Source organism: Marinobacter sp. (assembly GCF_046484525.1).
Lineage (GTDB): Bacteria > Pseudomonadota > Gammaproteobacteria > Pseudomonadales > Oleiphilaceae > Marinobacter.
On record NZ_JAWOIS010000094.1, the window covers coordinates 35,729 to 59,309 of the forward strand.

The 23,581-nt window shown below is 59.1% G+C and carries 18 protein-coding genes; 7 read left to right on the plus strand and 11 right to left on the minus strand.

Annotated features, from left to right (window positions below; all coding sequences use genetic code 11):
- Positions 1 to 76: 76 nt before the first annotated feature.
- Complete coding sequence (gene asd / locus R6W86_RS18725) at positions 77 to 931, plus strand: archaetidylserine decarboxylase (protein ID WP_410330860.1); 855 nt, start codon at positions 77 to 79, stop codon at positions 929 to 931.
- A 2-nt stretch (positions 932 to 933) separates the two neighbouring features.
- Here the strand turns inward: asd and epmA are convergent, their stop codons facing one another.
- Both epmA and efp read right to left on the minus strand, forming a co-directional pair.
- A complete protein-coding gene (gene epmA / locus R6W86_RS18730) occupies positions 934 to 1,902 on the minus strand; it encodes an EF-P lysine aminoacylase EpmA (protein ID WP_410330861.1) in 969 nt (322 codons plus the stop codon).
- 7 nt (positions 1,903 to 1,909) lie between these two features.
- Entirely contained in the window at positions 1,910 to 2,485 is a 576-nt protein-coding gene (efp, locus tag R6W86_RS18735; protein ID WP_092001142.1) for an elongation factor P, read from the minus strand.
- A 45-nt stretch (positions 2,486 to 2,530) separates the two neighbouring features.
- On the opposite strand from efp, the gene epmB reads away from it, so the two are divergent.
- The 3 genes from epmB to R6W86_RS18750 all read left to right on the plus strand — a co-directional run bounded on the left by epmB (position 2,531) and on the right by R6W86_RS18750 (position 7,819).
- Complete coding sequence (gene epmB / locus R6W86_RS18740; protein ID WP_410330862.1) at positions 2,531 to 3,571, plus strand: EF-P beta-lysylation protein EpmB; 1,041 nt, start codon at positions 2,531 to 2,533, stop codon at positions 3,569 to 3,571.
- A 157-nt stretch (positions 3,572 to 3,728) separates the two neighbouring features.
- Positions 3,729 to 5,540: a GTPase gene (locus R6W86_RS18745; RefSeq protein ID WP_410330863.1), complete on the plus strand. Its 1,812-nt coding sequence runs from the start codon at positions 3,729 to 3,731 to the stop codon at positions 5,538 to 5,540.
- A 194-nt stretch (positions 5,541 to 5,734) separates the two neighbouring features.
- Positions 5,735 to 7,819 (plus strand): EAL domain-containing protein, encoded by a 2,085-nt coding sequence (locus tag R6W86_RS18750; RefSeq protein ID WP_410330864.1) that lies wholly within the window; start codon positions 5,735 to 5,737, stop codon positions 7,817 to 7,819.
- A 52-nt stretch (positions 7,820 to 7,871) separates the two neighbouring features.
- Here R6W86_RS18750 and serB read toward each other — a convergent pair whose 3' ends face one another.
- On the minus strand, positions 7,872 to 9,104 hold the full coding sequence (gene serB / locus R6W86_RS18755) for a phosphoserine phosphatase SerB (protein ID WP_410330865.1): 1,233 nt from the start codon (positions 9,102 to 9,104) through the stop codon (positions 7,872 to 7,874).
- The gene (parC, locus tag R6W86_RS18760) at positions 9,097 to 11,391 is read right to left on the minus strand and encodes a DNA topoisomerase IV subunit A (RefSeq protein WP_410330866.1); all 2,295 of its coding nucleotides are present in this window, start codon (positions 11,389 to 11,391) and stop codon (positions 9,097 to 9,099) included. Before parC ends, serB begins: the two co-directional genes overlap by 8 nt.
- Positions 11,392 to 11,718: 327 nt before the next feature.
- On the opposite strand from parC, the gene R6W86_RS18765 reads away from it, so the two are divergent.
- On the plus strand, positions 11,719 to 11,958 hold the full coding sequence (locus tag R6W86_RS18765; protein WP_410330867.1) for a hypothetical protein: 240 nt from the start codon (positions 11,719 to 11,721) through the stop codon (positions 11,956 to 11,958).
- A gap of 64 nt (positions 11,959 to 12,022) precedes the next feature.
- Here the strand turns inward: R6W86_RS18765 and R6W86_RS18770 are convergent, their stop codons facing one another.
- Both R6W86_RS18770 and R6W86_RS18775 read right to left on the minus strand, forming a co-directional pair.
- Complete coding sequence (locus R6W86_RS18770) at positions 12,023 to 12,607, minus strand: YceI family protein (RefSeq protein ID WP_410330868.1); 585 nt, start codon at positions 12,605 to 12,607, stop codon at positions 12,023 to 12,025.
- Between the two features lie 66 nt (positions 12,608 to 12,673).
- Positions 12,674 to 13,219 (minus strand): cytochrome b, encoded by a 546-nt coding sequence (locus tag R6W86_RS18775; RefSeq protein ID WP_410330869.1) that lies wholly within the window; start codon positions 13,217 to 13,219, stop codon positions 12,674 to 12,676.
- 439 nt (positions 13,220 to 13,658) lie between these two features.
- On the opposite strand from R6W86_RS18775, the gene R6W86_RS18780 reads away from it, so the two are divergent.
- Positions 13,659 to 14,954 carry an EAL domain-containing protein gene (locus R6W86_RS18780; RefSeq protein WP_410330870.1) on the plus strand — a complete coding sequence of 432 codons (1,296 nt, stop codon included), beginning with the start codon at positions 13,659 to 13,661 and terminating at the stop codon, positions 14,952 to 14,954.
- On the opposite strand, the gene R6W86_RS18785 is transcribed toward R6W86_RS18780, so the two are convergent.
- From R6W86_RS18785 to R6W86_RS18800, 4 genes are all read right to left on the minus strand, one after another.
- Positions 14,941 to 16,716, minus strand: coding sequence for an SLC13 family permease (locus R6W86_RS18785; RefSeq protein ID WP_410330871.1), 1,776 nt, complete (start codon positions 16,714 to 16,716; stop codon positions 14,941 to 14,943). The two genes, R6W86_RS18780 and R6W86_RS18785, sit on opposite strands and share 14 nt — an antisense overlap.
- 95 nt (positions 16,717 to 16,811) lie before the next feature.
- The gene (gene parE / locus R6W86_RS18790) at positions 16,812 to 18,707 is read right to left on the minus strand and encodes a DNA topoisomerase IV subunit B (protein WP_410330872.1); all 1,896 of its coding nucleotides are present in this window, start codon (positions 18,705 to 18,707) and stop codon (positions 16,812 to 16,814) included.
- Positions 18,708 to 18,774: 67 nt separating this feature from the next.
- Positions 18,775 to 19,260 (minus strand): protease complex subunit PrcB family protein, encoded by a 486-nt coding sequence (locus R6W86_RS18795; RefSeq protein ID WP_410330873.1) that lies wholly within the window; start codon positions 19,258 to 19,260, stop codon positions 18,775 to 18,777.
- Positions 19,261 to 19,262: 2 nt separating this feature from the next.
- Positions 19,263 to 21,920 (minus strand): S8 family serine peptidase, encoded by a 2,658-nt coding sequence (locus tag R6W86_RS18800; protein ID WP_410330874.1) that lies wholly within the window; start codon positions 21,918 to 21,920, stop codon positions 19,263 to 19,265.
- A 285-nt stretch (positions 21,921 to 22,205) separates the two neighbouring features.
- Here R6W86_RS18800 and R6W86_RS18805 point away from each other — a divergent pair, with 285 nt between their 5' ends.
- Positions 22,206 to 23,309, plus strand: coding sequence for an RNA-guided endonuclease InsQ/TnpB family protein (locus R6W86_RS18805; protein ID WP_410330875.1), 1,104 nt, complete (start codon positions 22,206 to 22,208; stop codon positions 23,307 to 23,309).
- Here the strand turns inward: R6W86_RS18805 and R6W86_RS18810 are convergent.
- A partial coding sequence (locus R6W86_RS18810; RefSeq protein WP_410330876.1) for a TRAP transporter large permease subunit occupies positions 23,297 to 23,581 on the minus strand: 285 nt, incomplete at its 5' end. The genes R6W86_RS18805 and R6W86_RS18810 overlap by 13 nt on opposite strands.

Below are 23,581 nucleotides of genomic sequence, written 5' to 3' on the forward strand. Positions count from 1 at the left end.
AAGCGGCAAAACCGTTTCTACACCCCTACGCCGTTTTGCTAAACTGCGCGCCTTCTCAAGCAAAGGGTTCGTTTCAATGCTCGATAAACTGTTCGTTCTGAGCCAGTACGTTACGCCGCAACTGGCCGTCTCACGCCTTGCCGGTCGGTTTGCGGACAGCGAGGGCAATCCGGCTTTGAAGAACCGTGTGGTGAACTGGTTTATCGGCCGCTACGGCGTGGACATGAGTGAAGCCGCGGAGCCGGACCCGACCGCTTATCCGAGTTTCAATGCGTTCTTCACGCGGGCGCTGAAGCCGGGCATCCGCCCCATTGCCGAGGGTGAGAAGACCCTTGTCAGTCCGGTGGACGGCAAGATTTCCCAGCTGGGCCAGGTGACTGGTGACCGGGTTTTCCAGGCCAAGGGGCAGTCTTTCAGCCTCAATGAATTGCTGGGCGATAACCTGCAGCGCACCGAAGCATTTTCCGAAGGCGAGTTCGCCACCATTTACCTCGCTCCCAGCGACTATCACCGTATTCACATGCCCATGGCGGGCAAGCTGCGGGAAATGGTGCACATCCCCGGCAAGCTTTTCTCGGTGAATCCGGTTACGGCGGAGAACGTGCCGAACCTGTTTGCCCGCAACGAGCGGGTGGTCTGTATCTTTGATACCGACGCCGGGCCCATGGCGATGGTGCTGGTGGGCGCGATGATTGTTGGGAGTGTCGAAACCACATGGTCCGGCGTCGTGGTGCCGGGCAACGGTCTCGTAACTGACTTCCAGTATGAGGGCGAGCAGGCCCGGGAGTTTGCCAAGGGCGAGGAGATGGGCCGGTTCCGGCTGGGCTCCACGGTGATCATGGTAATGCCCAGGGGTACTGTCAGCTGGAACGGGGATCAGGTTGCCGGCAAGACCGTGCGCATGGGCGAGGCCTTCGGCGAGCTTGCCTGAACTCAGGCGCGCTCGATCGGGAAGGCCAGCACCTCCGAGATATCGGTTGCTCCGAGCTTGAGCATGAGCAGCCGGTCCAGCCCCAGGGCCACCCCGGCGCAGTCCGGTAAGCCTTGCTCCAGCGCCGCCAGGAAGGCTTCGTCGATCGGCATTTGAGGTTTTCCGGACAATCGGCGTTGATGGTTATCCGCCTCGAACCGGCGCCGTTGCTCGACCGGATCGGTCAGTTCCCAGTAGCCGTTGCACAGCTCCAACCCCCGGACATACAGCTCGAAACGGTGAGCCACGGGGTAGCCCTGATGTTCCGATACCCTTGCCAGTGACGCCTGGGAAGCCGGATAGCCGGTGATAATCGCCGGGCGCTCAACGCCGAGATTCGGCTCGACAGCAAAGCTCATCAGCAGGTCCAGGCAGCCATCGCGGCCAAGTCCTGCCAGCTGTTCCGGCTCCAGCCATTCCTCGCAGCGGCGCATCAGCTCCCGTTCCGTGGACTCGAACGGATCCACGTGAGCCCAGGTCTTCACGGCGTCCCGGTAATACATGATCTCCGGTCGCTCGCAGCCCAGCCATCCGCATACCAGGTCGGAGACCTCGGTCATCAGTTCCCGGTCATCGAATCCCGGCCGGTACCATTCCAGCATCGAGAATTCCGGGTTGTGGCGCCGCCCACGCTCGCCATTGCGGAAGACCTTCGAGACCTGATAGATCGGACCAGCCCCGTCGGCCAGCAGGCGTTTCATGTGGTATTCTGGGGAGGTCTGCAGCCAGCCACCCTCGAAGCCGGAGGCGGATACCTGCGCCGGGATGCCGTCCAGATTCACGTCGGTCACGCCGCAGCGCCCCAGCACCGGGGTTTCGACTTCCATCACCCCTCTTTGCGCAAAAAAGCCGCGCACAAACGCCAGTTGTTGTGCACGGCTTTCCAGGGCAGCCTGCGAGGCAGCGGGCTGCCAGACAGGTTGATCAGTCATTACCGAATCAGCTGCTCTTGACGCGGCTGACGTACTCGCCGGTCCGGGTATCAACCTTCAGCACTTCGCCGATAGTGATGAACAGAGGAACATTGACCACGGCACCGGTGGAAAGGGTTGCCGGCTTGGAGCCGCCCTGGGCGGTGTCGCCTTTCATGCCCGGATCGGTATCCACCACTTCCAGCTCGACAAAATTAGGCGGGGTTACGGTCAGGGGAGCACCGTTGTACAGGGTAACGGTGTACACGTCCTGTTCCTTGAGCCATTTGACGGTATCGCCCACGGCCTTGGCGTCCGCCGGATACTGCTCGAAAGATCCGTCGGTCTTCATGAAGTGCCAGAACTCACCGTCGGTGTAAAGGTACTCCATGTCCTGGTCGATAACGTCGGCGGCCTCCAGGCTCTCACCGGACTTGAAGGTCCGCTCCCAGACGCGGTTGGTCATCAGGTTCCGCAGTTTAACCCGGTTGAAGGCCTGACCCTTGCCCGGCTTTACGAACTCATTCTCGAGAATGATACAGGGGTCGCCATCCAGCAAAACCTTAAGACCGCCGCGGAATTCGTTGGTAGAATATGAAGCCATGAAATGTCCACCTGACACAATGTCGTTAAAATTTCAAAGGTCGCTATGATACAGCGAACCCCCGCCCGTATAGAAGCCCACATCTGTGAACAGGACTCCCGAAGCTGGCAGGAGCTGCTGTCTGCCTCGGTGATCACGCCCGAGGCACTGCTGGAACGGCTGAACCTGCCCTCCGAATCCTGGCTGGAGGGAGCGCGGGCCGGACACCGGCTGTTTCCGATCCGGGTACCGGAGCCCTTTATTGCCCGTATGACACCCGGGAACCCCGACGATCCGCTGCTGCGCCAGGTTTTGCCGCGAATGGACGAGGCGGCCGAGGTGTGCGGTTTTATCCGGGATCCGCTTCAGGAGGGTGGCGCTATCCAGACTACCGGGCTGATCCGGAAATATCGAAGCCGGGCGCTGCTGATGGTCACGGGCCAATGCGCCATCAATTGCCGCTACTGCTTTCGCCGGCATTTCCCCTACGAGGAGCAGCGTCTCACGCCCGGGGATCGGGACCAGGTGCTGCGCACGCTCACGGACAGCCCGGAAATCAACGAGGTCATATTCAGCGGCGGCGACCCTCTGGCGGTCAATGATCGCCTGCTTGCCCGCTGGGCGACGGATATTGCAAGCGTGCCGCACATCCGGAGAATCCGGCTGCACACCCGGCTACCGGTGGTGATTCCCCAGCGTGTGTGCGACACCCTGCTCAAGTGGATCAGCAGTTCACCATTGCAGGTGGTCATCGTGCTGCACATCAACCATTTCGCCGAGATCGACAAGCCGACCCGCCGGGCCCTGGGTTACCTGCGCTCGGCCGGAGCTACTCTCTTGAACCAGAGCGTGATCCTCAGGGGCGTCAACGATAGCGCGGACGTTCTTGAGGAGCTGAGTGAAACCCTGTTTGATGCCGGGGTCATGCCCTACTACCTTCATGCCTTTGATCCCGTGGCCGGTGCACATCACTTCGATGTCGGCGATAATGAAGCCCGTGAGCTGGTGCGGGCATTACTCAAACGGCTGCCGGGATTTCTGGTTCCGAAACTGGTGCGGGAGGTTCCGGGCGAGGGAAGCAAGTCCCCTCTGGACCTGTGGCCGTGAGCAAGATCACAAACCTGACCGCCCGATCACTTGTCAAAGTTTGTTAACTGATGATCTTCTCGCTTTTCGCCGACCGTTTGCTATTTTAGAGTCGACTGGTGGTTACAAATAAAAACATAAGGGAAACCGACGGTGGCCCGGACATTGGCGCGAATTCATGGAAGGCACGATCCTGAAACCTGATCTACGAGTACCGGAACAGAAAACCACAACCCTGTCCTTTTGCGAAACGGCGCCAAAGCCCTTCCGCAACTGGGTGGAGCAGTTGCCCATGGCCAACATTGGCGAGGTTTCCCGGCAGCTCTACCATGCGATCATCGAGTTGAACCACCTCTCAGCCGCACCCCAGCAGAGGTTGCAGTTCCTGGAACTGATCCGGGAGAAAATCCACTATGTCTGCAACGAGCTGTCCCGGCATTACCTGGGGCTGGCCGTCGCCCTTCCGGAGAAGCAGCGCAAGATTGCCAACCTGGCCCAGGCCCTGCAAATGCACCTGGCCACCGGTTACAAGCTCTGCATCCTGGACGGCCTCGACAACGGTGGTCTGGACAAGAACCGTAAGCCGGTCACCATGGCGATTCACCGGGCCATCTCGGAACTGTCCGCCACCATCCTGCGCTCTCACCAGCTTTATTGCCCCAGTCCTGCCCGCAGCTGGCTGGAATGTCATCGCCTTTACCGTTTCGCCCATCGCAATGGCATGGCCCATCTTCAGATCGAAGACAACACCCTGAAGTCCCGTCGCACCAGCTCCCTGGCTGACAGTTACAAGCGGGTCCTGTTGCTCGGTTGCGCCCGCCCCAACCAGCTGAGGCAGTCCGAGCTCAGCCTGGCCTATGAACTGTTCGAGACCTGGACGGAACAAACCCGGTGTGGCCCGGATATTGGTGAAGACAGCTTGTTTGTGGTGAACATGGAGCGCGACAATCCCCCGATCTACCGGAGCCTGATTGATAACCAGCCCGGTGACGAGAGTTTCGGTTTCGACACGCGCGACCTGTCAAGCATGGTTTCCGAGACGCTCCAGGCCCGGCGCTCGCACCAGGAAAAAGAGACCCCCCTGCGTATCCTGGCCAATGTCAGCGACACCCTGCTGACTCACCTGAGCCAGGCCCTTGGCATCCTGGCCAAGCGGAACTTCAACCGCGTCGCCAGCCAGGGCACCCTAGAGGTCTGCGTCGGTCTCACGGCAGTCCATTACTTCATCGCTGGAGAAAAGTCCTTCACGGAGTTTGTCAGCGGCAATGCCAGCATCCGGGAGGAAGAAGACAACCACTTCCTGACTGAAGCGAAGAAAGCGGAAGACGCCTGGGCCGGCGCCCATGATGCCGGCCCCAGCGAGGAGCGGCACTCCTCGCCCGACACCCCGATCAACTTCCGTGGTAGCTATTTCGGCAAGCCCGCCGCAGAGCCGGTTGCGGAGAAAAACCTGCCCCGTTCCCATGAGGCCCTGCTGATCAACACCAGCCCCGGCGGCTACTGCGTTGGCTGGGAAGCCAATGTGCCGCCGTCCATTCAGGCCGGTGAGATCCTCGGCGTGCGAGAACAGCAATCCCATCCCTGGAGCATCGCCGTTGTGCGCTGGATCCGGCAGGTCAAATACCAGGGCACCCAGGTGGGCATTGAACTGCTGGCACCCAGCGCCGCCCCATGCGGTGTCCGGTTACTCCAGAAAATCGGAAACAACAGCGAATACCTCCGGGGTTTAATGCTGCCGGAAATCTGCGTGGTCAACCAGGCCGCCACCCTGATTACCCCCCGACTGCCGTTCCAGTCCGGGAGCCGGATCTCCCTGCTGCACGACGGCAGACAGGACCAGGGCACACTCGGTCGCAAAGTCTCATCCACAGGCAGTATCAGCCAGTTCGAACTGAAACTTCAAAACAATGCCCCGCTGAACATCGCCAGCCAGTCAGATGCACCAGTGGCCAGTGAGGATGAGTTTGATTCGCTGTGGCCGTCGCTCTGATAAGCGAGACGCAGGTAGCGAACTGGCCAAACAGAGGGTTGTTATTACCCCCTATCCCCTGCATCATTCTGCATAAGTGACAGACCGGCCCCTGACTCTCGGCAAGCAGTTTTCCTCAAGGCACTGTTTAAAAACAGATCTTAATGCTGCCCCGGAGCCGGCTCCGCAAACGAGTAGCACGAGACCCCTTACGAATGCAGAAAAAGAACGCCACCGTACACCTACTGATTCTTGATCCATCTCAAAATGATGCCGAAACACTGGTCAGCCTGCTGAGGAATTCCGGGAAGGCCACACGAGCCCATCGCATCACCTCGGAAGAAGATCTTGAAGAGGTTCTGAAATCCGGCAATTGGGATCTGTTGCTGGCCCGGGATGTAGATGACGAGTTCGGTGCCGACGAGGCTTTGGCGATGGTTCGCCGGATGGACAAGGACATCCCGTTCATCCTGCTGATGGCTGAAGAAAGCCGGGAGCGGAAAGTAGGCATTATGAAGGCCGGTGCACAGGATGCAGTGCCCTTCGACTATACGAACCAGCTGGTGCTGACCGTCAATCGTGAGATTTCCGCCCTGGAAGAGCGCCGGCGCCGGCGCGTGCTGGAGTCTCACCTCCGGGAAGCGGAACAGCGCTGCCAGCTGCTGCTGGAAAGCTCCAAGGACGCCATTGCCTATATCAATGACGGTATGCATATCTATGCCAACCAGTCCTACATGGACTTCCTCGGCTACGACGATATCGATGAGCTGATCTGCATCCCGGTCCTCGATACGCTGACCCCCAAAAGTCAGGAGCGGTACAAGGAATTCATGAAGCGCTTCACCGAAAAGGGCGAGGACGGCATGGCTCTCAACTGCACGGCCCGGCGCAGCGATGATCAGGAACTGAAGGTCACCATGAGCGTATCTTCAGCCACCTACGATGGTGAATTCTGCACCCAGATTGTACTCCAGCCCGAGCACAGCGATGCCGAACTGGAAGAGAAACTCCGTCAGATCAGCAGCCAGGACCTACTCACCGGTCTCTACAACCGGCAGTACCTGATGGACGCCCTTTCAGAAACCATTGCCCGGGCCGGCAAGGACAACCAGACCGGTGCTCTGGCCTACATCGCGCTCGATAACTTCATCACCATGAAGGGTCAGGTGGGCATTGCGGGAGCCGATCTGCTGCTCGGCGACCTGGCGGCACTACTTAAGGAAACCGCAGGAGAAGACGCAACCCTGGCACGACTGAGCGATGATGCCTTCTGCATGATGTGCCTGCCCTGTGACGAAAAAAACATGGAGGAACGGGCTGAACGGGTTCGAAAGGCCATCGAAGACAACCTGTTTGATATCAATGGCAGAACCGTTCCGATGACGGTCAGTATCGGTGTAGCGGCGATTACAGAGAACTCACCCAAGGCCGAAGAACTGCTTGGCCGTGCCCACACCGCCTCTTCCGATGTCAAAAAGCAGGATGGCCACGCCCAGGGCAATAGTGTACTGGTCTACAACCCGGCAGACTATGAGACCCTCGATTCCAGCAACTCCGTGGAGACTATCCAGAAAGCCCTCGAGGACAACAGTTTCCGCCTCCTGTTTCAGCCAATCATCAACCTGCGCGGTGAAGGTGAGGAGCATTACGAAGCCTTCGTGCGCATGCTCGACAAGGACGGCCAGGAAGTCTCGCCCTATGACTTCCTGCCGCCTTTAGGCCCCAGCGAGACCGCGATCAAGATCGATCGCTGGGTGATCCTGAACACGATCAAGCAATTGGCCAACCACCGCTCCCACGGCCATGACACCCGCCTGTTCATCAATATCACGGCAGAGACCCTTCAGGACAAGACCTTCACTCCCTGGCTGAGCGTGGCCCTCAAGGCGGTGAGGCTGCCCGGCGATGTCCTGATCCTCCAGGTTCGGGAGGGAGATGCCAACAACTACATGAAGCAGGTCAAGGAATTTACCAAGGCGGTTCACGAGCTGCACTGCAAAGTGTCAATTTCCCAGTTCGGCTGCGCCCTGAATCCCTTCAACACCTTCAAGCATGTGAACGCGGACTTTGTGAAACTGGACGGCTCCTTCACCGAGGAAATCCAGAAGAGCGACAACGCCAAGGCCCAGGTGAAGGAAATGATCAAGACCCTCCAGAATTCCGGCAAGCTCTCCATCATTCCGCTGGTGGAGAACGCCAGCATCCTGGCCACACTCTGGCAGGCCGGAGTGAACTATATCCAGGGCTATTACCTTCAGGCCCCGGGCCGGGAAATGAATTACGATTTCGGCGAGGGCTGATAACCGACAAGGGCGCCAGATGGCGCCCTTGTTCATTGCAGCTTACCTACCCTCAGAACTCCGAATCCTGCAGGGTTTCACTGGTTTCCCGCTCCCTGAAGCCAATCAGGTACAGGATGGCGTCCAGGCCCAGGGTAGAGATCGAGTGGCGGGCGGACTCCTTCACCAGCGGCTTGGCCCGGAACGCGACGCCGAGGCCCGCCTGGCTCAGCATGGGCAGGTCGTTGGCACCATCCCCAACAGCGATCACCTGCTCCCGGGAAATGTGCTCTTTCTCGGCAATCTCCAGCAACAGTTCCGCCTTGCGCTTGCCGTCCACAATCTGCCCGGCGACCCGTCCGGTCACCGTGCCGTCCTCGATTTCCAGCTCGTTGGCATAGATATAATCGATCCCCAGCTTACGCTGGAGATGGCGCGCAAAATAGGTGAAACCGCCGGACAGGATCGCCGTGCGGTACCCCAGGGCCTTGAGACTGCGGATCAGGTGTTCGGCCCCCTCGGTCATACGCAAGCGGGCGGCGATACCCTCGAGCACCGATTCATCCAGCCCTTTGAGCAGCGCCAGGCGCTCGGCAAAGCTCTGACAGAAGTCCAGTTCCCCCTGCATCGCTCGCTCGGTGATCTCAGCCACCTGATCCCCCACCCCGGCCTCCAGCGCCAGCTCGTCGATCACCTCGGCTTCGATCAGGGTGGAATCCATGTCGAACACCACCAGGCGCCGGTTACGCCGGAAGATGGAGTCCTCCTGGAAGGCGATGTCCACGTTCATCTCGCCGGCAATCTGCAGGAAATCCGCCCGCAGCTGTTCCAGGTCGGATGGCGTGCCGCGCACCGAGAACTCGACACAGGCAATACGGTTTTCAGAAGGGTTCAGCGAGGGCCGGCCAGACAACCGGCTGATATTGTCGATATTCAGTCCGTGACGTGCGGTTATCGCAGACACCTGGGCAATCTGTTCAGCCTTGATGTCCCGGGACAGCAGGGTAACGATATAACATGCACGGTTCCGGCCTGCCGCCCAGGCCTGGTATTCCTTCTCGGTGATCGGCGCGAAGTGAACCTGAAGGTCGAGGGCATGCAAGCGGAACAGCAGGTCCCGGATTACCGGCGAAGATTTGGACTCGTCAGGAATCTCGATCAGTATGCCCCAGGTCAGGTGATCGTGGATCACGGCCTGGCCGATATCCAGGATCCGCACGTTGTAGCGCCCCATGATACCGGTAATCTCGGAGGTCAGCCCCGGCTTGTCGCGCCCGGAGACGTTAATCAGTACCAGTTCACTCACTGTCGGAGCTCTCCTCTTGCCGGGCCCGCGCAGCCGAAGGAATCACGTCAATGGCATCAACCCGTTGCAAGCCCCGGGGCAGCTTGTGCCCGCGCCGGCCACGCTCGCCGAGGTAATGCTCGAGGTCATTGAACTGCAGTCCCATCTTGCGTTTGCCCGCCCGGATCTCGAGCTGGTCATCCTCGGCAAACACCGCCACGGCCACCACGAATTCCTCCCGGTTCTGAACTCTTGCCGAGGGAATACTGATAATTTTGTTGCCCTTGCCCTTGGCCAGTTCCGGCAACTCGTTCAGCGGGAACACCAGCATCCTCCCTTCATTGGAAATGGCGGCCAGGTAGAGGGTTTTGTTCACCTTTGGCACCATCACCGGCGGCACGATCTTCGCCCCCTTCGGAACGGACACAACCGCCTTGCCATTGCGGTTCTTGCTGATCATGTCCTGCAGCGAGGTAACAAAACCATAGCCGCCATCAGTCACCAGCAGGGCCTTGCTGGCCGGCTCACCCATCAGCAGTCCGGTAAAGGAGGCTCCGGACGGCGGATTGATCCGGCCCGTCAAGGGCTCGCCCTGCCCTCGGGCCGAGGGCAGCGAATGCGCCATCAGGGCGTAGGCCCGGCCGGTGGAGTCCAGGAAGATCGTCTGTTGATTGTTACGGCCGCGGGCGGCCAGGGCGAAGCGATCGCCGGCCTTGTAGCTCAGGCCTTCGGGCTCGATGTCATGGCCCTTGGCCGCGCGCACCCAGCCCTTGTCAGAGAGCACTACCGTAACCGGATCGTTGGATACCAGGTCCACCTCACTGAACGCCCGGGCTTCCTCGCGCTCCACGATCGGCGAGCGACGATCATCCCCAAAGCTCTCGGCATCCTGTTGCAGTTCGGTCTTGATCAGCTCCCGGAGCCGGTCCTCGGAGCCCAGGATTGCCTGTAGCTCGTCCCGCTCGGCGGACAGTTCGTCCTGCTCGCCGCGGATCTTCATTTCTTCGAGTTTTGCCAGGTGGCGCAGTTTCAGCTCGAGGATAGCCTCCGCCTGCTCGGCCGACAGCCCGAACCGGGCCATCAGCTCGTCCTTGGGCTTGTCCTCGTAGCGGATAATTTCGATCACTTCATCGATATTCAAGTAGGCTACCAGCAGACCCTCGAGGATGTGCAGCCGGGCCAACACCTTGTCCAGGCGGTGCTGGAGACGGCGGGTCACCGTGGTACGGCGGAACGCCAGCCACTCGGTCAGGATCTCGTGCAGCCCCTTCACGCCCGGGCGGCCATCATTGCCGATGACGTTGACATTGACCCGGTAGGTCTTCTCCAGATCGGTGCTGGCAAACAGGTGGGCCATCAGCCCATCCAGGTCGACGCGGTTGGAGCGCGGCACAATCACCAGCCGGGTCGGGTTTTCGTGATCGGATTCATCCCGCAGGTCCGCTACCATGGGCAGTTTCTTGGTCTGCATCTGCTGGGCAATCTGCTCCAGAACCCGGTTGCCGGAGACCTGGTGCGGGAGGTCTGTAACCACCACTTCGCCATTTTCCCGGATCCAGCGGGCACGCATGCGCAAGGAACCACGCCCCGTCTCGTACATCTGGCGGATGTCCTTGCGGGGCGTGATGATCTCGGCCCGCGTGGGGAAATCCGGCCCCTTGATGTGCTCACACAGTTCGTCGACACCGGCCTCTGGTTTGTCCAGCAAGCGGATACAGGCAGCGGCCACCTCACGGACGTTGTGCGGTGGAATATCAGTGGCCATCCCCACCGCGATCCCGGTGGTACCGTTCAGCAGGACGTGCGGCAAACGCGCCGGCAGGACCGACGGCTCTTCCATGGTGCCGTCGAAGTTCGGCACCCAGTCCACCGTACCCTGCCCCAGCTCACTGAGCAGGACCTCCGCAAAGGGGGCCAGGCGCGACTCGGTGTAACGCATGGCGGCAAAGGATTTGGGATCATCCGGAGAACCCCAGTTGCCCTGCCCGTCCACCAGCGGATAGCGGTAGGAGAAGGGCTGGGCCATCAGCACCATGGCCTCGTAACAGGCGCTGTCACCGTGGGGATGGAACTTACCCAGAACATCACCAACCGTACGGGCGGATTTCTTGTACTTGGAGGTGGACTTGAGCCCGAGTTCCGACATGGCGTAGACAATCCGCCGCTGGACCGGCTTCAGTCCGTCCCCGACGTTGGGCAAAGCCCGGTCGAGGATGACGTACATGGAGTAATCGAGATAGGCCTTCTCCGTGTAATCCCTTAGCGAGACGCGCTCGAAGCCTTCATCGGTGGTCTGAAATTCTGGCATGGATGCCCCTTTTGCCTGAATTGCCTGTTGTTTGGAATGGCTGTGATGCTACTCTCCGCGGCCCCGAATTACACGGGGCAGAGGAAGAAGGCACATTATATGGACGCAGGCGCGGATACACCAATCCGGTGCTGATCCAGTGAGGGTACGGAAACGCCAATAGCGGAATTCCCGCATGGAGAGACTGTAAGGGTCGCCGTATTCTCACCAACATAAGGAGCCTCTGATTAACCCCGGCTCGCCCTTCGGGGCTTGCAGTGGTGATCCGGAGTTAATCAGAGGCTCCTTATTAGAAGACCGTTTCCACACCCGAACAAGCGAAACACTATGAAGCCCAACCTGAAAGCCTGCGGGCAAGCCATGGTGACAGCCATGGTCAATGCAGTACTGGCAGTAGCGCTGATGCTCCTGGTGGAGTTTGCAATCAGTGGGAGTTTCGCGGTACCGGAGCCCTACCTGTGGGCGGGTCTGCTGATCTGGCTGGTGATTTTTGCCGGTCAATTCTGGCGTCAACGCCACCTTTGCAAGAACTGCCCGTCTTCCCGCGAATCCTCAAGCTCGATCTGATCACATTAAAGGCAGGAAGGTTCCGGGCTGAGCCCGGAACCGGGTCTGGCAGGGCCAGCCAGGCTTACTGTCGAATCCCCTCGACAGAAATAATGATCTCAACGGTCTCAGACACGGGGCCAAGATCCATAGGAATACCAAAGTCCTTCAGCCGCAGTTCAGTCTCCGCTTCAAAACCCATGCGGTAGCCGCCCCAGGGATCCTCACCGTGGCCGACCATCTCGGCATCCAGGGTAACTTCCTTCGTAACTCCGCGCAGGGTCAGATCACCGATGATGTCCGCTTCGCCACCTTCGTCCACGACCACACGCTTACTGGTGAACGAGGCTTCCGGATATTCATCCACATACAGGAAATCTTCACTGCGCAGGTGTTTGTCACGCTCGGCGTGGTTGGAATCAACACTGGAGGTATCGATCGTGACGCTGACCGAGCTGTTCTCCGGGTTCTCGGCATCGTAAACGAACTGACCATCAAAATCGTTGAAACGGCCATACAACCAGCTGTAGCCGAGGTGGGAAATCTTGAAGGTAATGAACTGGTGGGTATCCTTGTTATCGAAGGCATAGGTGCCGCCATGCTCATCGGCCTGGACGGCACCACCGGCCAACGCCATGGATACCGCGGATGCAAGCAATGCTTTCTTCATGAATGGTTTCTCCCTTTTGGTAAACCAGCCCGGTCATCGGGCGTCTCTTCTTCCTTGCTTCGCCGCTCATTTACAGAGCATACGAAGCAGAGTTCGGTCACGATCAACAAAATGATGTTTCAAGGCGGCGAGGGCATGAAGCCCGGCAAGTACCACAACCGCCCAGGTTGACCAGTAATGTATGGATCCGGCAATGTCCTCCATACCCTTCACCTGTCCGGTAACCGAGGGTACATCGAACCAGCCGAAGACACTGATGGAAGAACCATCTGCCGTGGATATCAGGTAACCACTGACCATTGCGAAAAACAGCAACACGTATAACAGCCCATGCGTCGCACGGGCTGCAAGCACTTCCAGGCGCTGGTGATCGGACAGGGGCGATGGTGGCGGATTGGTGAATCGCCAGATTACCCGGATAACCATGACCGCCAGCAGCAGTATGCCCACACTACGATGGATATCGGGCCCGCGGCGATACCAGTCGTCGTAATAGGACAGGTCCACCATCCAGTAACCAAGCGCAAACAGGCCGACTACGGCACCCGCCACCAGCCAGTGGATGAAGATCGCCACGGAACCGTATCGTTCGGAGCTGTTTCGGAATTGCATTGTCTGGAGACTGCTCCCTGTCTGCTGGGTTAATAGGCCGAGTTTAAGAAGACCGGATGACGAATAAAATCAAAATGTTTTGCTGCCGATGATCAGAAATTCTGATCATCGTCCTCACTCTATTCCTTTAGTCGTATACGGGTTCTACGGATTGTTCAAAATTATGACAAAGATAAACTTCTCACATATCTTTTCAATCAGCCGGGATAAATTCAGGAGAAACGTCATGGAACTCGAATTCGACGAAAGAGTTGTTGTTCCCAGCAACAACTGAGTAAAAGCGGTCCTCGGACCGCTTTTTTCATTCGCTCATCCCGCCAATCTCCTCCAGAACACTAACGGATTCCCGTTTCTTCAGGGAAGTTGTGGTAATGCCTGTATTTTTTTGGCAGTCTCCGCCAAAGAATGCAGTCTCGCGCCATAACGACCCGAAGAAACCATGCCTCAGCCATTGCCTCAGAAGTTGAGATCCCCCGAGCTTGATCAGCTCTCCCCTATGCTCAACCAGGAAGGTAATCTCTGGACCGCGGAATTCCAGGGCCTGACCCTGAAAACCGCACTACAGCCTATCTACAGCGTCTCCCACAAACGAATCGTCGGGTACGAGGCGCTGATCCGGGCGTTCGACACCAGGAATATCCAGATCCTGCCCGTGGACCTGTTCAAGCTCCCAACCTCGGATTTCGAGAACCTCCTGCTGGACCGACTCTGTCGCTACCTGCATATCCGTAACTACGGCAGTATTAAGGATGAACTGAATTGGCTGTTCCTCAACGTTTCACCCAAGGTGGCCACGGTAGGCAACCCGTCTGACTCCTTCTTTGATCAGCTGCTGAAGAAAACCGGGCTGCCACCGCACCGAATCGTGATGGAAATCGTCGAACAACCCACGGATGATGCCGAGCGACTGCAGGAGACCGTGGCCTTCTACCAGGAACTGGGCTGCCTGACAGCCATTGATGACTTCGGAGCGGGCCACTCCAATTTTGAACGGATCTGGAACCTGTCACCGGACATCGTCAAGCTGGACCGGACCCTGCTGACACGGGCCACCGAGGATCCGAAGGCCCGGCAGATCCTCAACGGCATCGTCTCCCTGCTGCACCAGTCGGCGTGCCTCGTTTTACTGGAGGGTGTGGAAACCCGGAGTCAGGCGATGATCGCCATCGATGCCGGCGTGGACTTCGTCCAGGGTTTCTACTTCCGCAAGCCCAGTACCGAACTCAGTGGACTGGAGGCATCGCCCGCGGATTTTGGTCAGTTATTGGACGAGTACAAACAACATAATCCGGTAACCTTTGATCCGACGCAGCAGGTAGTGAGCTTCTTCGAGCACTTCTTCCTGAGAGCCATTGACCGGATGTATTCCGGCACCACCATGGCGGAAGCCTGTGCGGAAATGCTCAACCACCCGACGGTTTCCCGCTGTTACCTGGTAGATGCCAACGGCATACAGATCGATGCAACGCTGGTATCGAATGCCGGCACACGCAACCTCGACCCACGGTTCCGGCCTCTGGAAGACAGCAGCAGCGCCGACTGGTATCGACAGCAGTACCTCCGCCAAGCCCTCGCACAGCCGGAAAAACTGCAGGTCACAGCACCTTACCTGTGTGTCACCGGGGCCTATATGTGCGTGACCCTGTCCCTGGGCTTCTACCAGAACGGAGAACTCAGAGTGCTGTGCTGCGACATCCTGTCCAGCCCGATCGATCCCCGGGTCAGTAAAGACTGATCCCGTAGACCACAGCGATCACCACCACAGTCACCAGGCCAATAAACAGGTTCATCGGCAGCCCGACCCGCACGAAATCAGCAAAGCGGTAGCCACCGGGGCCGAACACCATCATGTTGGTCTGATACCCGAGCGGTGTGGCAAAACTCGCGGATGCGGCCATCATGACCGCAATCACAAAAGGTTCGGCGGGCGCTCCCATGGCCGTGGTCATGGACAGCACCACGGGGATCACCAGCACGGCCGCGGCGTTGTTGGTCACCATTTCGGTCAGGGTAGAGACCGCAAAATAGACCAGCAGGATCGCCACCAGGACGTGACCATGACTGAGCCCCAGGATGCCCTCGGCCAGGTAGCTGGCTGCTCCGGTTTCCTGCAGGGCCGCCCCCAGGGCGAAAGAGGCGGCTATGGTAAGAACCACAGGGACATCCACCGATTTCTGGGCCTGACCCACGGAACAACAGCCGGTCAGAGTCATCAACGCGGCCGCCAGCAGGGCGGCGTTGAGCATACTCATGATCCCGCAGGCCGCCAGCCCCACCAGCACCACCAGAATGCTCCAGGACACCCAGGCCCGGTCGTGGCGCGGTGTGTCTGTGTCCAGATCGTTGATCAGCAGGAAATCCTTGTTATAACGCTGCCGGCTGACGAAGGCGGGGCGGGCTTCCAGCAACAACACATCCCCGGGCTTGAGACGGATATTGCCCAGATTGCCCGAGACCCGCTCACCACCACGGGCCACCGCCAGCACCACGGCACCATAGCGGTCCCGGAACCGGGCATCCCGGATGGTCAGCCCGAGCACATCCGACTGGGGCGACAGCACCGCTTCCACCAGGCGCCGCTCGGTCCGGTCCTTGCTCAGGGACGGCTCGTCCTCGTGAACGGAGGGGACGATACCGTTGATCCGCAGCAGATCGGAGATGGCCTGGGTATCGCCGGCAAAGACCAGGCGGTCGCCCCCGCGCAGGTGCTCTTCGGAGGGCACCGCGGTCACCACGCTGCCATCCCGTTCGATTTCCACCAGGTATAGGCGCTCAAGCTCCCGGAGCCCGGCCTCGCCCACGGTCTTGCCCACCAGCGGCCCACTGGCCGAAACCGCCACTTCCAGGGTGAACTCCCGCATGGAACCGAATTTCTGCTGGTCTTTCCGGTCCGGCAAAACCCGGGGCATGACCAGCAGCATCACCGCCAGGCCAATAACGGCCACCGGCAGGCCCACCATGGTAATGGAGAAAATGGAGAAGCCGTCTCCACCGGTCAGTTGCTGGTACTGACCGTTCACCACCAGGTTGGTACTGGTGCCGATCAGCGTCAGGGTGCCACCGAGAATGGCGGAATAGCTCAGGGGAATCATCAGCTTGGACGGTGAAATACCGATCTTGCGGGACCAGGCATGCACCGCTGGAATCATGGTCGCCACCACCGGCGTGTTGTTCAGGAAACCACTAAGCAGGGCCACCGGCAGGGCGATACGGGCCTGGGCACTGCGGACGGTTTTGGGGGAGCGGAGCAGGTGCCTGACAAGAAGATCGACGCCGCCGGAATGGTGAATGCCCGAGGCGACCACAAATAGTGCCACCACGGTAATCAGACCGGTGTTGCTGAACCCGGCCAGGGCCTGTTCCGGGGAAATCAGGCCACTGACGCTCAACACCACCAGCACACCCATCATGACCATGTGGGGCGCAAAGCGTCCTGAACTCATCAATAGTAATGCCACGCCGGACAGACCCAACGCGAACCAGCCCTGCCAGTCCATATCCGGTATTCCCCGTTATGAAAACTGGCAGCATAGCGGCTCTGAGGAATACTTAAAAAGAATAAAGCGCGATTTTTAAATCACTTTATAGAATATCAGACCGCAACATCGGCCATGTTGCCGTAGGTTTCCAGCCACGCACGGCGATCTGAGGCCCGCTTCTTGCCCAGCAGCATGTCCATGCGCTCATCGGTCTGATCACCCTCCTCCAGCGTCAGCATGACCAGCCGGCGGGTGTCCGGTGCCATGGTGGTCTCACGCAGCTGCAGCGGGTTCATCTCGCCAAGACCCTTGAACCGGGTGACCTGGATCTTGCCCTTGCGCTTCTCCGCCGCCAGGCGATCGATGATGCCCTGCTTCTCGTGCTCATCCAGGGCATAGAAAGTTTCCTTGCCCAGATCGACACGATACAACGGCGGCATGGCAACGAACACGTGCCCGGCGGCAACGAGGGGCCGGAAGTGCTTCACGAACAGCGCACACAGCAAAGTAGCGATGTGCAGGCCGTCAGAGTCCGCATCCGCCAGGATGCAGATCTTGTTATAGCGCAGACCGGCGATGTCGTCCGAGCCCGGATCCACACCAATGGCAACAGCGATGTCGTGGACTTCCTGGGAAGCCAGGATCTCACCGGAATCCACTTCCCAGGTATTGAGGATCTTGCCCCGCAGGGGCATCACCGCCTGGAACTCCCGGTCCCGGGCCTGTTTGGCGGAACCACCGGCGGAGTCCCCCTCCACCAGGAAAAGTTCGGAACGGGCGGTATCGCCACCGGAGCAGTCGGCAAGCTTGCCAGGCAGGGCCGGGCCGGATGTGACCTTCTTTCGGGCCACCTTCTTGCTTGCCCGCAAGCGGCGCTGGGCGTTGTTGATGAACAATTCGGCCAGGGCTTCGGCCACATCGGTATGCTGGTTCAGCCACAGACTGAAGGCATCCTTCACCACCCCGGAAATAAAGGCAGCAGCCTCCCGGGAAGAAAGACGTTCCTTGGTCTGACCCGAGAACTGGGGTTCCTGCATCTTGAACGAGAGCACGTAAGCCACCCGCTCCCAGATATCTTCCGGCGACAGCTTCACACCCCGCGGGAGCAGAGCGCGGAACTCGCAGAACTCCCGCATGGCCTCGAGCAGACCGGTCCGAAGCCCGTTGACGTGGGTACCGCCCTGGGCTGTCGGAATCAGGTTCACATAACTTTCCATGACCGCCTCGCCGCCCTCAGGCAACCACTGGATGGCCCAGTCCACGGCCTCCTTATTACCGGAGAAGTTGCCGGTGAACGGCTCCAGGGGAACGGCCTCGATGTCCGCCAGCGCGGTGCGCAGGTAATCCCTCAGGCCGTCCTCGTAAAACCATTCATCCTTCTCGCCGGTTTTTTCCTGCAGGAAGGTGACGATCAGGCCCGGGCACAGAACTGCTTTGGCGCGGAGGTTGTGGCGCAGTCGACTGATGGAAAAGTTGGGGCTGTCAAAGTACTTCGGATCGGGCTTGAAGCGCAGCCGGGTGCCGGTATTGCGCTTACCGACAGTGTCGATCACCTCCAGCTCGGTGACTTTGTCGCCGTCCGCAAACGTCATCCGGTGCAGCTGGCCGTCGCGTTTGATGATCACTTCCAGCTCAGTGGACAAGGCATTGACCACCGAGACACCCACCCCGTGCAGACCGCCGGAGAAATTGTAGTTGCCCTGGGAGAACTTGCCGCCGGCGTGCAGCCGGGTCAGGATCAGCTCGACGCCCGAGAGCCCTTCCTCCTTGTGGATGTCCACTGGCATGCCGCGACCGTCGTCCTCGACGCTGAGGGAACCGTCGCTGTGCAGGATGACATCAATGCGGCGGGCATGGCCGGCAAGGGCCTCGTCGACACTGTTATCGATCACTTCCTGGGCCAGGTGGTTCGGGCGCGAGGTGTCCGTGTACATGCCGGGGCGCTTGCGCACCGGATCCAGACCGCTCAGGACTTCAATGGCGTCGGCGTTGTACTGTTGCTGGCTCATAGTCAGGAAGTGACTCCGCAATTGGTCAGAAAAGCTGAGCCATAGCTTAGGGATTCAACGGCAAAGATCAACGGTTGTTTTGCTCGGGCGTGATACGGATGTCACTCCAGCCCCTGGCAGTGACGGCAATGGCGGCACAGGGAGTGGTCAGCGCCTGGGTGACCAACACGCCCGGTTGCGGTTCACGGACACGGACGGAAAGCTCCAGGATGTCATCCTCGATAGCCGAGGACACCAGGGTGACACTGTAGCCTCCCGTGGGTTTCTGGCCCAGTGCCGCAAGGACCACCTGTTCCCGCTCAAAATCCACGGCCCTGAGTGGCACCAGCGGCAAGGTCCGGCCCTGCAACCCTTCCAGACGCCCGACATCGGTCTCGCTCTTCAGAAGCAGATGACCTGGTGCCGTCAGGCCACAATGGGAGGACTGGCTGATTTGCCTGGCCAGGGGCGCACCCTCATCGGTCTGAACCTGGGGCTGACTGGTTGCACAGCCGGCAATCACCATGCTGGTGCCGGCGAGGATGATAGAAAAGGAACGGGACAACAAGGTCATGATCAGCGAATACTCTTGGTGTTTTCGTTATCCGGCTGTGCCGAGAGCACACGATAGCCCTCAAATCCCGGGCGCGGGAGAATATCGGGGGACTGGGCGGAAATCGTCGGCCTCGAGTAGCTGGTGGTCATCCGGATACCCTGGATGGCCTCGCCTGCGGAAATGGCGATCTCTTCCCGCAGACCGGAGACCGGGTACTCGGCACAGGCCTCGCCAGCATGACAGATCAGGCCGTCGTTATCGAGGTCCGAACCGGCCACCAGGAAGTAGGTTCCGGGCGGGACTTCGGAGAGGTATCTGGGTTCGACGCCGTCATCCGGGCGGAAGCTGAACTGGTACTGGCCGTTTACAACCTCTGCGGTTGCCTGAGCCACTGTGGTGAAAATCTCGCCTTCCGGCTCCGGGTCGATCAGCAGTACGAAATGGCGGCCGGCATTTCGGGCCACCTGGTCGTCCAGTTGCTGGCCGATGACAGGGATTTCCAGCGTGCGGGGTTCATCGCCAGTATAATCAATCTGAAGCGTCGTACGCTCTGAGACCCCTTCCTCCAATTCTTCAGGAATCAGGGAGAGATCAATAGTAAAACTGATCCCCGAACTATCTGGTTCTACAGCTCCCACTTCAAGCCAGGCTGCCGGCGATTCCAGCTGGACAGAATCAATGGTAACTGTAGTAGGAGAATCCCCATAGACCTCCAGCGCCACAGTGACGAAAGAGGGCCCTTCCGTCGAGAGGGAAACAATGGCAGGCGATGCCGTCAGCAAGTCCGTCACCGGCGCTTCCGAGGCCGCCAGAACGGACTTGGCAGCATCCACCAACCCCCAACCAAGTTCGGGCGTCCGGCAACCTGCGCCGCAACTGGAGTCGGTGAGTTTGCCAGCCTGCAGGAGCGCATTGACAGCCTTGTAATCAAGCACGTCGTTCTGGCTTTTCATCAATGCCAGAACACCGGAAACATGGGGCGCCGCCATGGAAGTACCCTGGAGGCCGGCATAAGTGGCCGTCAGGGTCCCGTCAATCACGGCGGCACTGGTGCTGCTGACCAGGTCGCCCCGGCCGTCGGCATTGCCGTCCCGGGTGGCATCGCCACCCGGTGCCGCCAGATCGACCCAGGAACCGAAGTTGGAATACGAGGACAACACTCCGGCACCATCCACCGCACTGACTGCAAAGACGTTATCGAAGGCTGCCGGATAGGAAGGCGTGCTGGATGCAGAATTACCCGCTGCGGCCACATAGATCGCACCACGCTCTGTCCCCTCACTGATGGCATCCTGTAAGTCGCGGAGAAAAGGCAGGCCGCCAAGGCTCAGATTCACCACGTCCGCCCTGGGTTCGCCGGTGCCATCATCATTCACCCAGTTGATCGCGTCGAGCAAGTCCGCCGAGGATCCGGTGCCACCTTCGCCCAGCACACGGACAGGTACCAGCGTTGATTGGTAAGCAACACCACCCCCGCCTCGTCCATTAACAGCCGCCGCGACCGTTCCGGAAACATGGGTGCCGTGATACACACTTCCCCCGACACTGTTCCCCGGATCAGACGGGTTGTCATCGGGTCCCGGATTGCCATCGTTGTCGTATTCGCCCGATACAAAGTCCTGACCCGTGCCAACGTTGGCATTCAGATCCAGATGCCAGTCATCCGGCTGGCCAAAGAGCCCGGTGTCCAGAACCGCGACTTTCACCCCTTGTCCGCCTTCCACCTGCGCAAGTTGCCAGGCAATGGGAGCATTCAACAACTCATAATGCCACTGCTGACCCAAAGCCGGGTCCGCATAAAGGGGCTCACTGACCGGGGTCTCCTGAGATCTGACCAGGTAGTTGGGCACAGCGTTCTTTACTGCTCCGTCTTTGCGCAAACTCTGAATCCACGCCAGAGTCTCGCTTGCGCGATTGCCATGGCCCTGACTCAGAGTCCCGGCCATTCGTACTCTCCAGTGCCCCCGACCGAGCTCCCTGGCTTCAGCCATCCCGAGCGCGGACATCTGCGCTGACGCAGCCCCCGGAAAGCCTTGCCCCTGTTCCAGAGCCACAATGGCTTCGCCCTCGACAAACTGATGGCTGGGCCATTCATAGACAGACTGGGCAGACAGCCCGGAAGCCGACGACGACAGGATATAAAGCATGGGCACAGAGTCTGCCAGCACTTCTACCTGATACGTGCCTTCCGGCCAGGAGGTGCTGTCATCAGCGAGGCTGACGCTCACCTGGGAGCTGGTGTCACTGGTACTGGCGCTGGCGATCAGCTCACCTGAATCGGGATCCAGCAACCTGAGGGTTACACTGGATCGGCCGGCACGGGTGGCAAACGCCTGCAGCGACACCCGCTGATCCGGAGCCAGGTTCAGTGAAAACCGGTCGAGGGCATCAATAAAGTAGTCGGTGCCAGGAAAACCGCCAACAGTCGGATAGCTTCCTTCCTCGCGACTCACATAGCCTGCGAGAATGAATTCCTCTGGCAATGTCTGCACAATGTCAGACGGAGAAGGATTCAGAGAGAGCGAATCGGCAGTATCGACATCCACCCGGGTACTCGCCTCGATATCAATAACCCCGGCGAGCGCCACATCCACCGGCGCCGTTTCGCCATCACCGGAGCCACCGCCACAACCGGCTAAAGCCACTGCCAGGCCCACTACCAAGCTTTTCCGAAACATCCCGGATCCCTTTCCTTCTTCCAATCTGCCTTTTCCGTCTGCCAATTGAAGCATACACCATCCCCCAACTTTGTTACCGCACCTGTGAGCGGGTACGGGATTTCACGCCCCACGGATAAAGTAACCGACAGCCGCCGAGCCGGTGGCGGTTACTTCAAGCTGCCGAACCAAAGTTACAGGTAGGTACTCAACGTATAAAACTGAGTGTGAGGGAATTCCATAGCGGTTTCATGGTAAGCGCCACCGGCCCTTGCCGGCTCGAAAACACTGTGCAAATATACAGCTATGCACCAGACCATCAAAACGTTGAAGGTTCGCGTCCGTTGCAAACACGCCAAAGAGCTGCGCCGTCAAGCAGCGGCGGTAAATTGCGCTTGGAACTATGTGAATCAACTCAGTTCTCGATCGATCCGTGAACGCGGTCAATTCTTGTCTGCATATGAAATGCAGAAGTACACCAAAGGTGCTGGAAAGCTGCTTGGCCTGCACAGTCAAACAATCCAGCGAGTGAGCGCGGAATACGCCACACGCAGGAAACAAAGCCGCAAACAGCGACTGGCCTGGCGCAAGTCGAACGGCGTTCGCCGCTCACTCGGGTGGATTCCAGTGAATACCGGAGCAGCGAAGTGGAGGAACGGCCAGGTATTCTTCTATGGTCAACACTACAAGGTATGGGACAGTTACGGGCTGTCGCAGTACCAGTTTCGCTCAGGCTGTTTCACAGAGGACGCTCGTGGTCGATGGTACTTCTGTGTAGCCGTATCTATGAAAACTCGACAACGCTGCGGTAACAGCAGCGTTGGTGTCGATCTCGGCCTAAAAGACATTGCGACACTTTCAAACGGCCAAAAGCTGGAGGCAGGTCGGTTCCAAAAGGATTTAGAGCAAAAATTGGCAATAGCTCAGCGAGCTAGGAAGGCACAGCGCGTGCGTGCCATTCACGCCAAGATACGCAATCGTCGACACGATGCCTTGCACAAGTTCAGTCGGCAATTGGTAAACGACTATGCGCTGATTGTGGTGGGCGGTGTATCCAGCTCGTCACTAGTGAAAACCAAACTGGCCAAATCCGTGTTGGATGCGGGCTGGTTCACGCTAAAAACCCTGTTGCAGTATAAGAGCGAGCACGCCGGCGGGGTTTTCATCGAAATGCAGGAAGCTTACACCACCCAAACCTGTTCGTGTTGTGGAGCCATCTCCAATAACAGTCCGAAAGGTAGAACCGGTCTTGGAATAAGGGAATGGACCTGTGAGTGTGGTGTCACTCATGACCGCGACATCAACGCGGCCCGGAACATTCTCGCGCTCGGGCATGAGCGTCTCGCTGGAGGAATCCCCCGCCAAGCATCTCTAACGTGCTTAGCGGAGGGAAGATGTCAAAGCGCGTAGAACAACAACGGAACAAAGGCGACCAGCAGGAGTGTCGGCCCCATGACTGCCAGGGGCAGCAGGAGTCGCTCATAGCGGTGCCAGAAGGAACCGGTGCGCTCGGCAGCGAGCACTTCCGTTTCCCCGACCACCTGCCGGGTCAGCAGGTGGTTCAACGCCACCGGCGGGCTGAGATACCCCAGCTCGAAGGCAACGAGACACACGATCCAGAAATGCAGCGGATCGATACCCAGCTGGATCGCAGGCTGGGCAATGGTGGCGGATACCAGGAT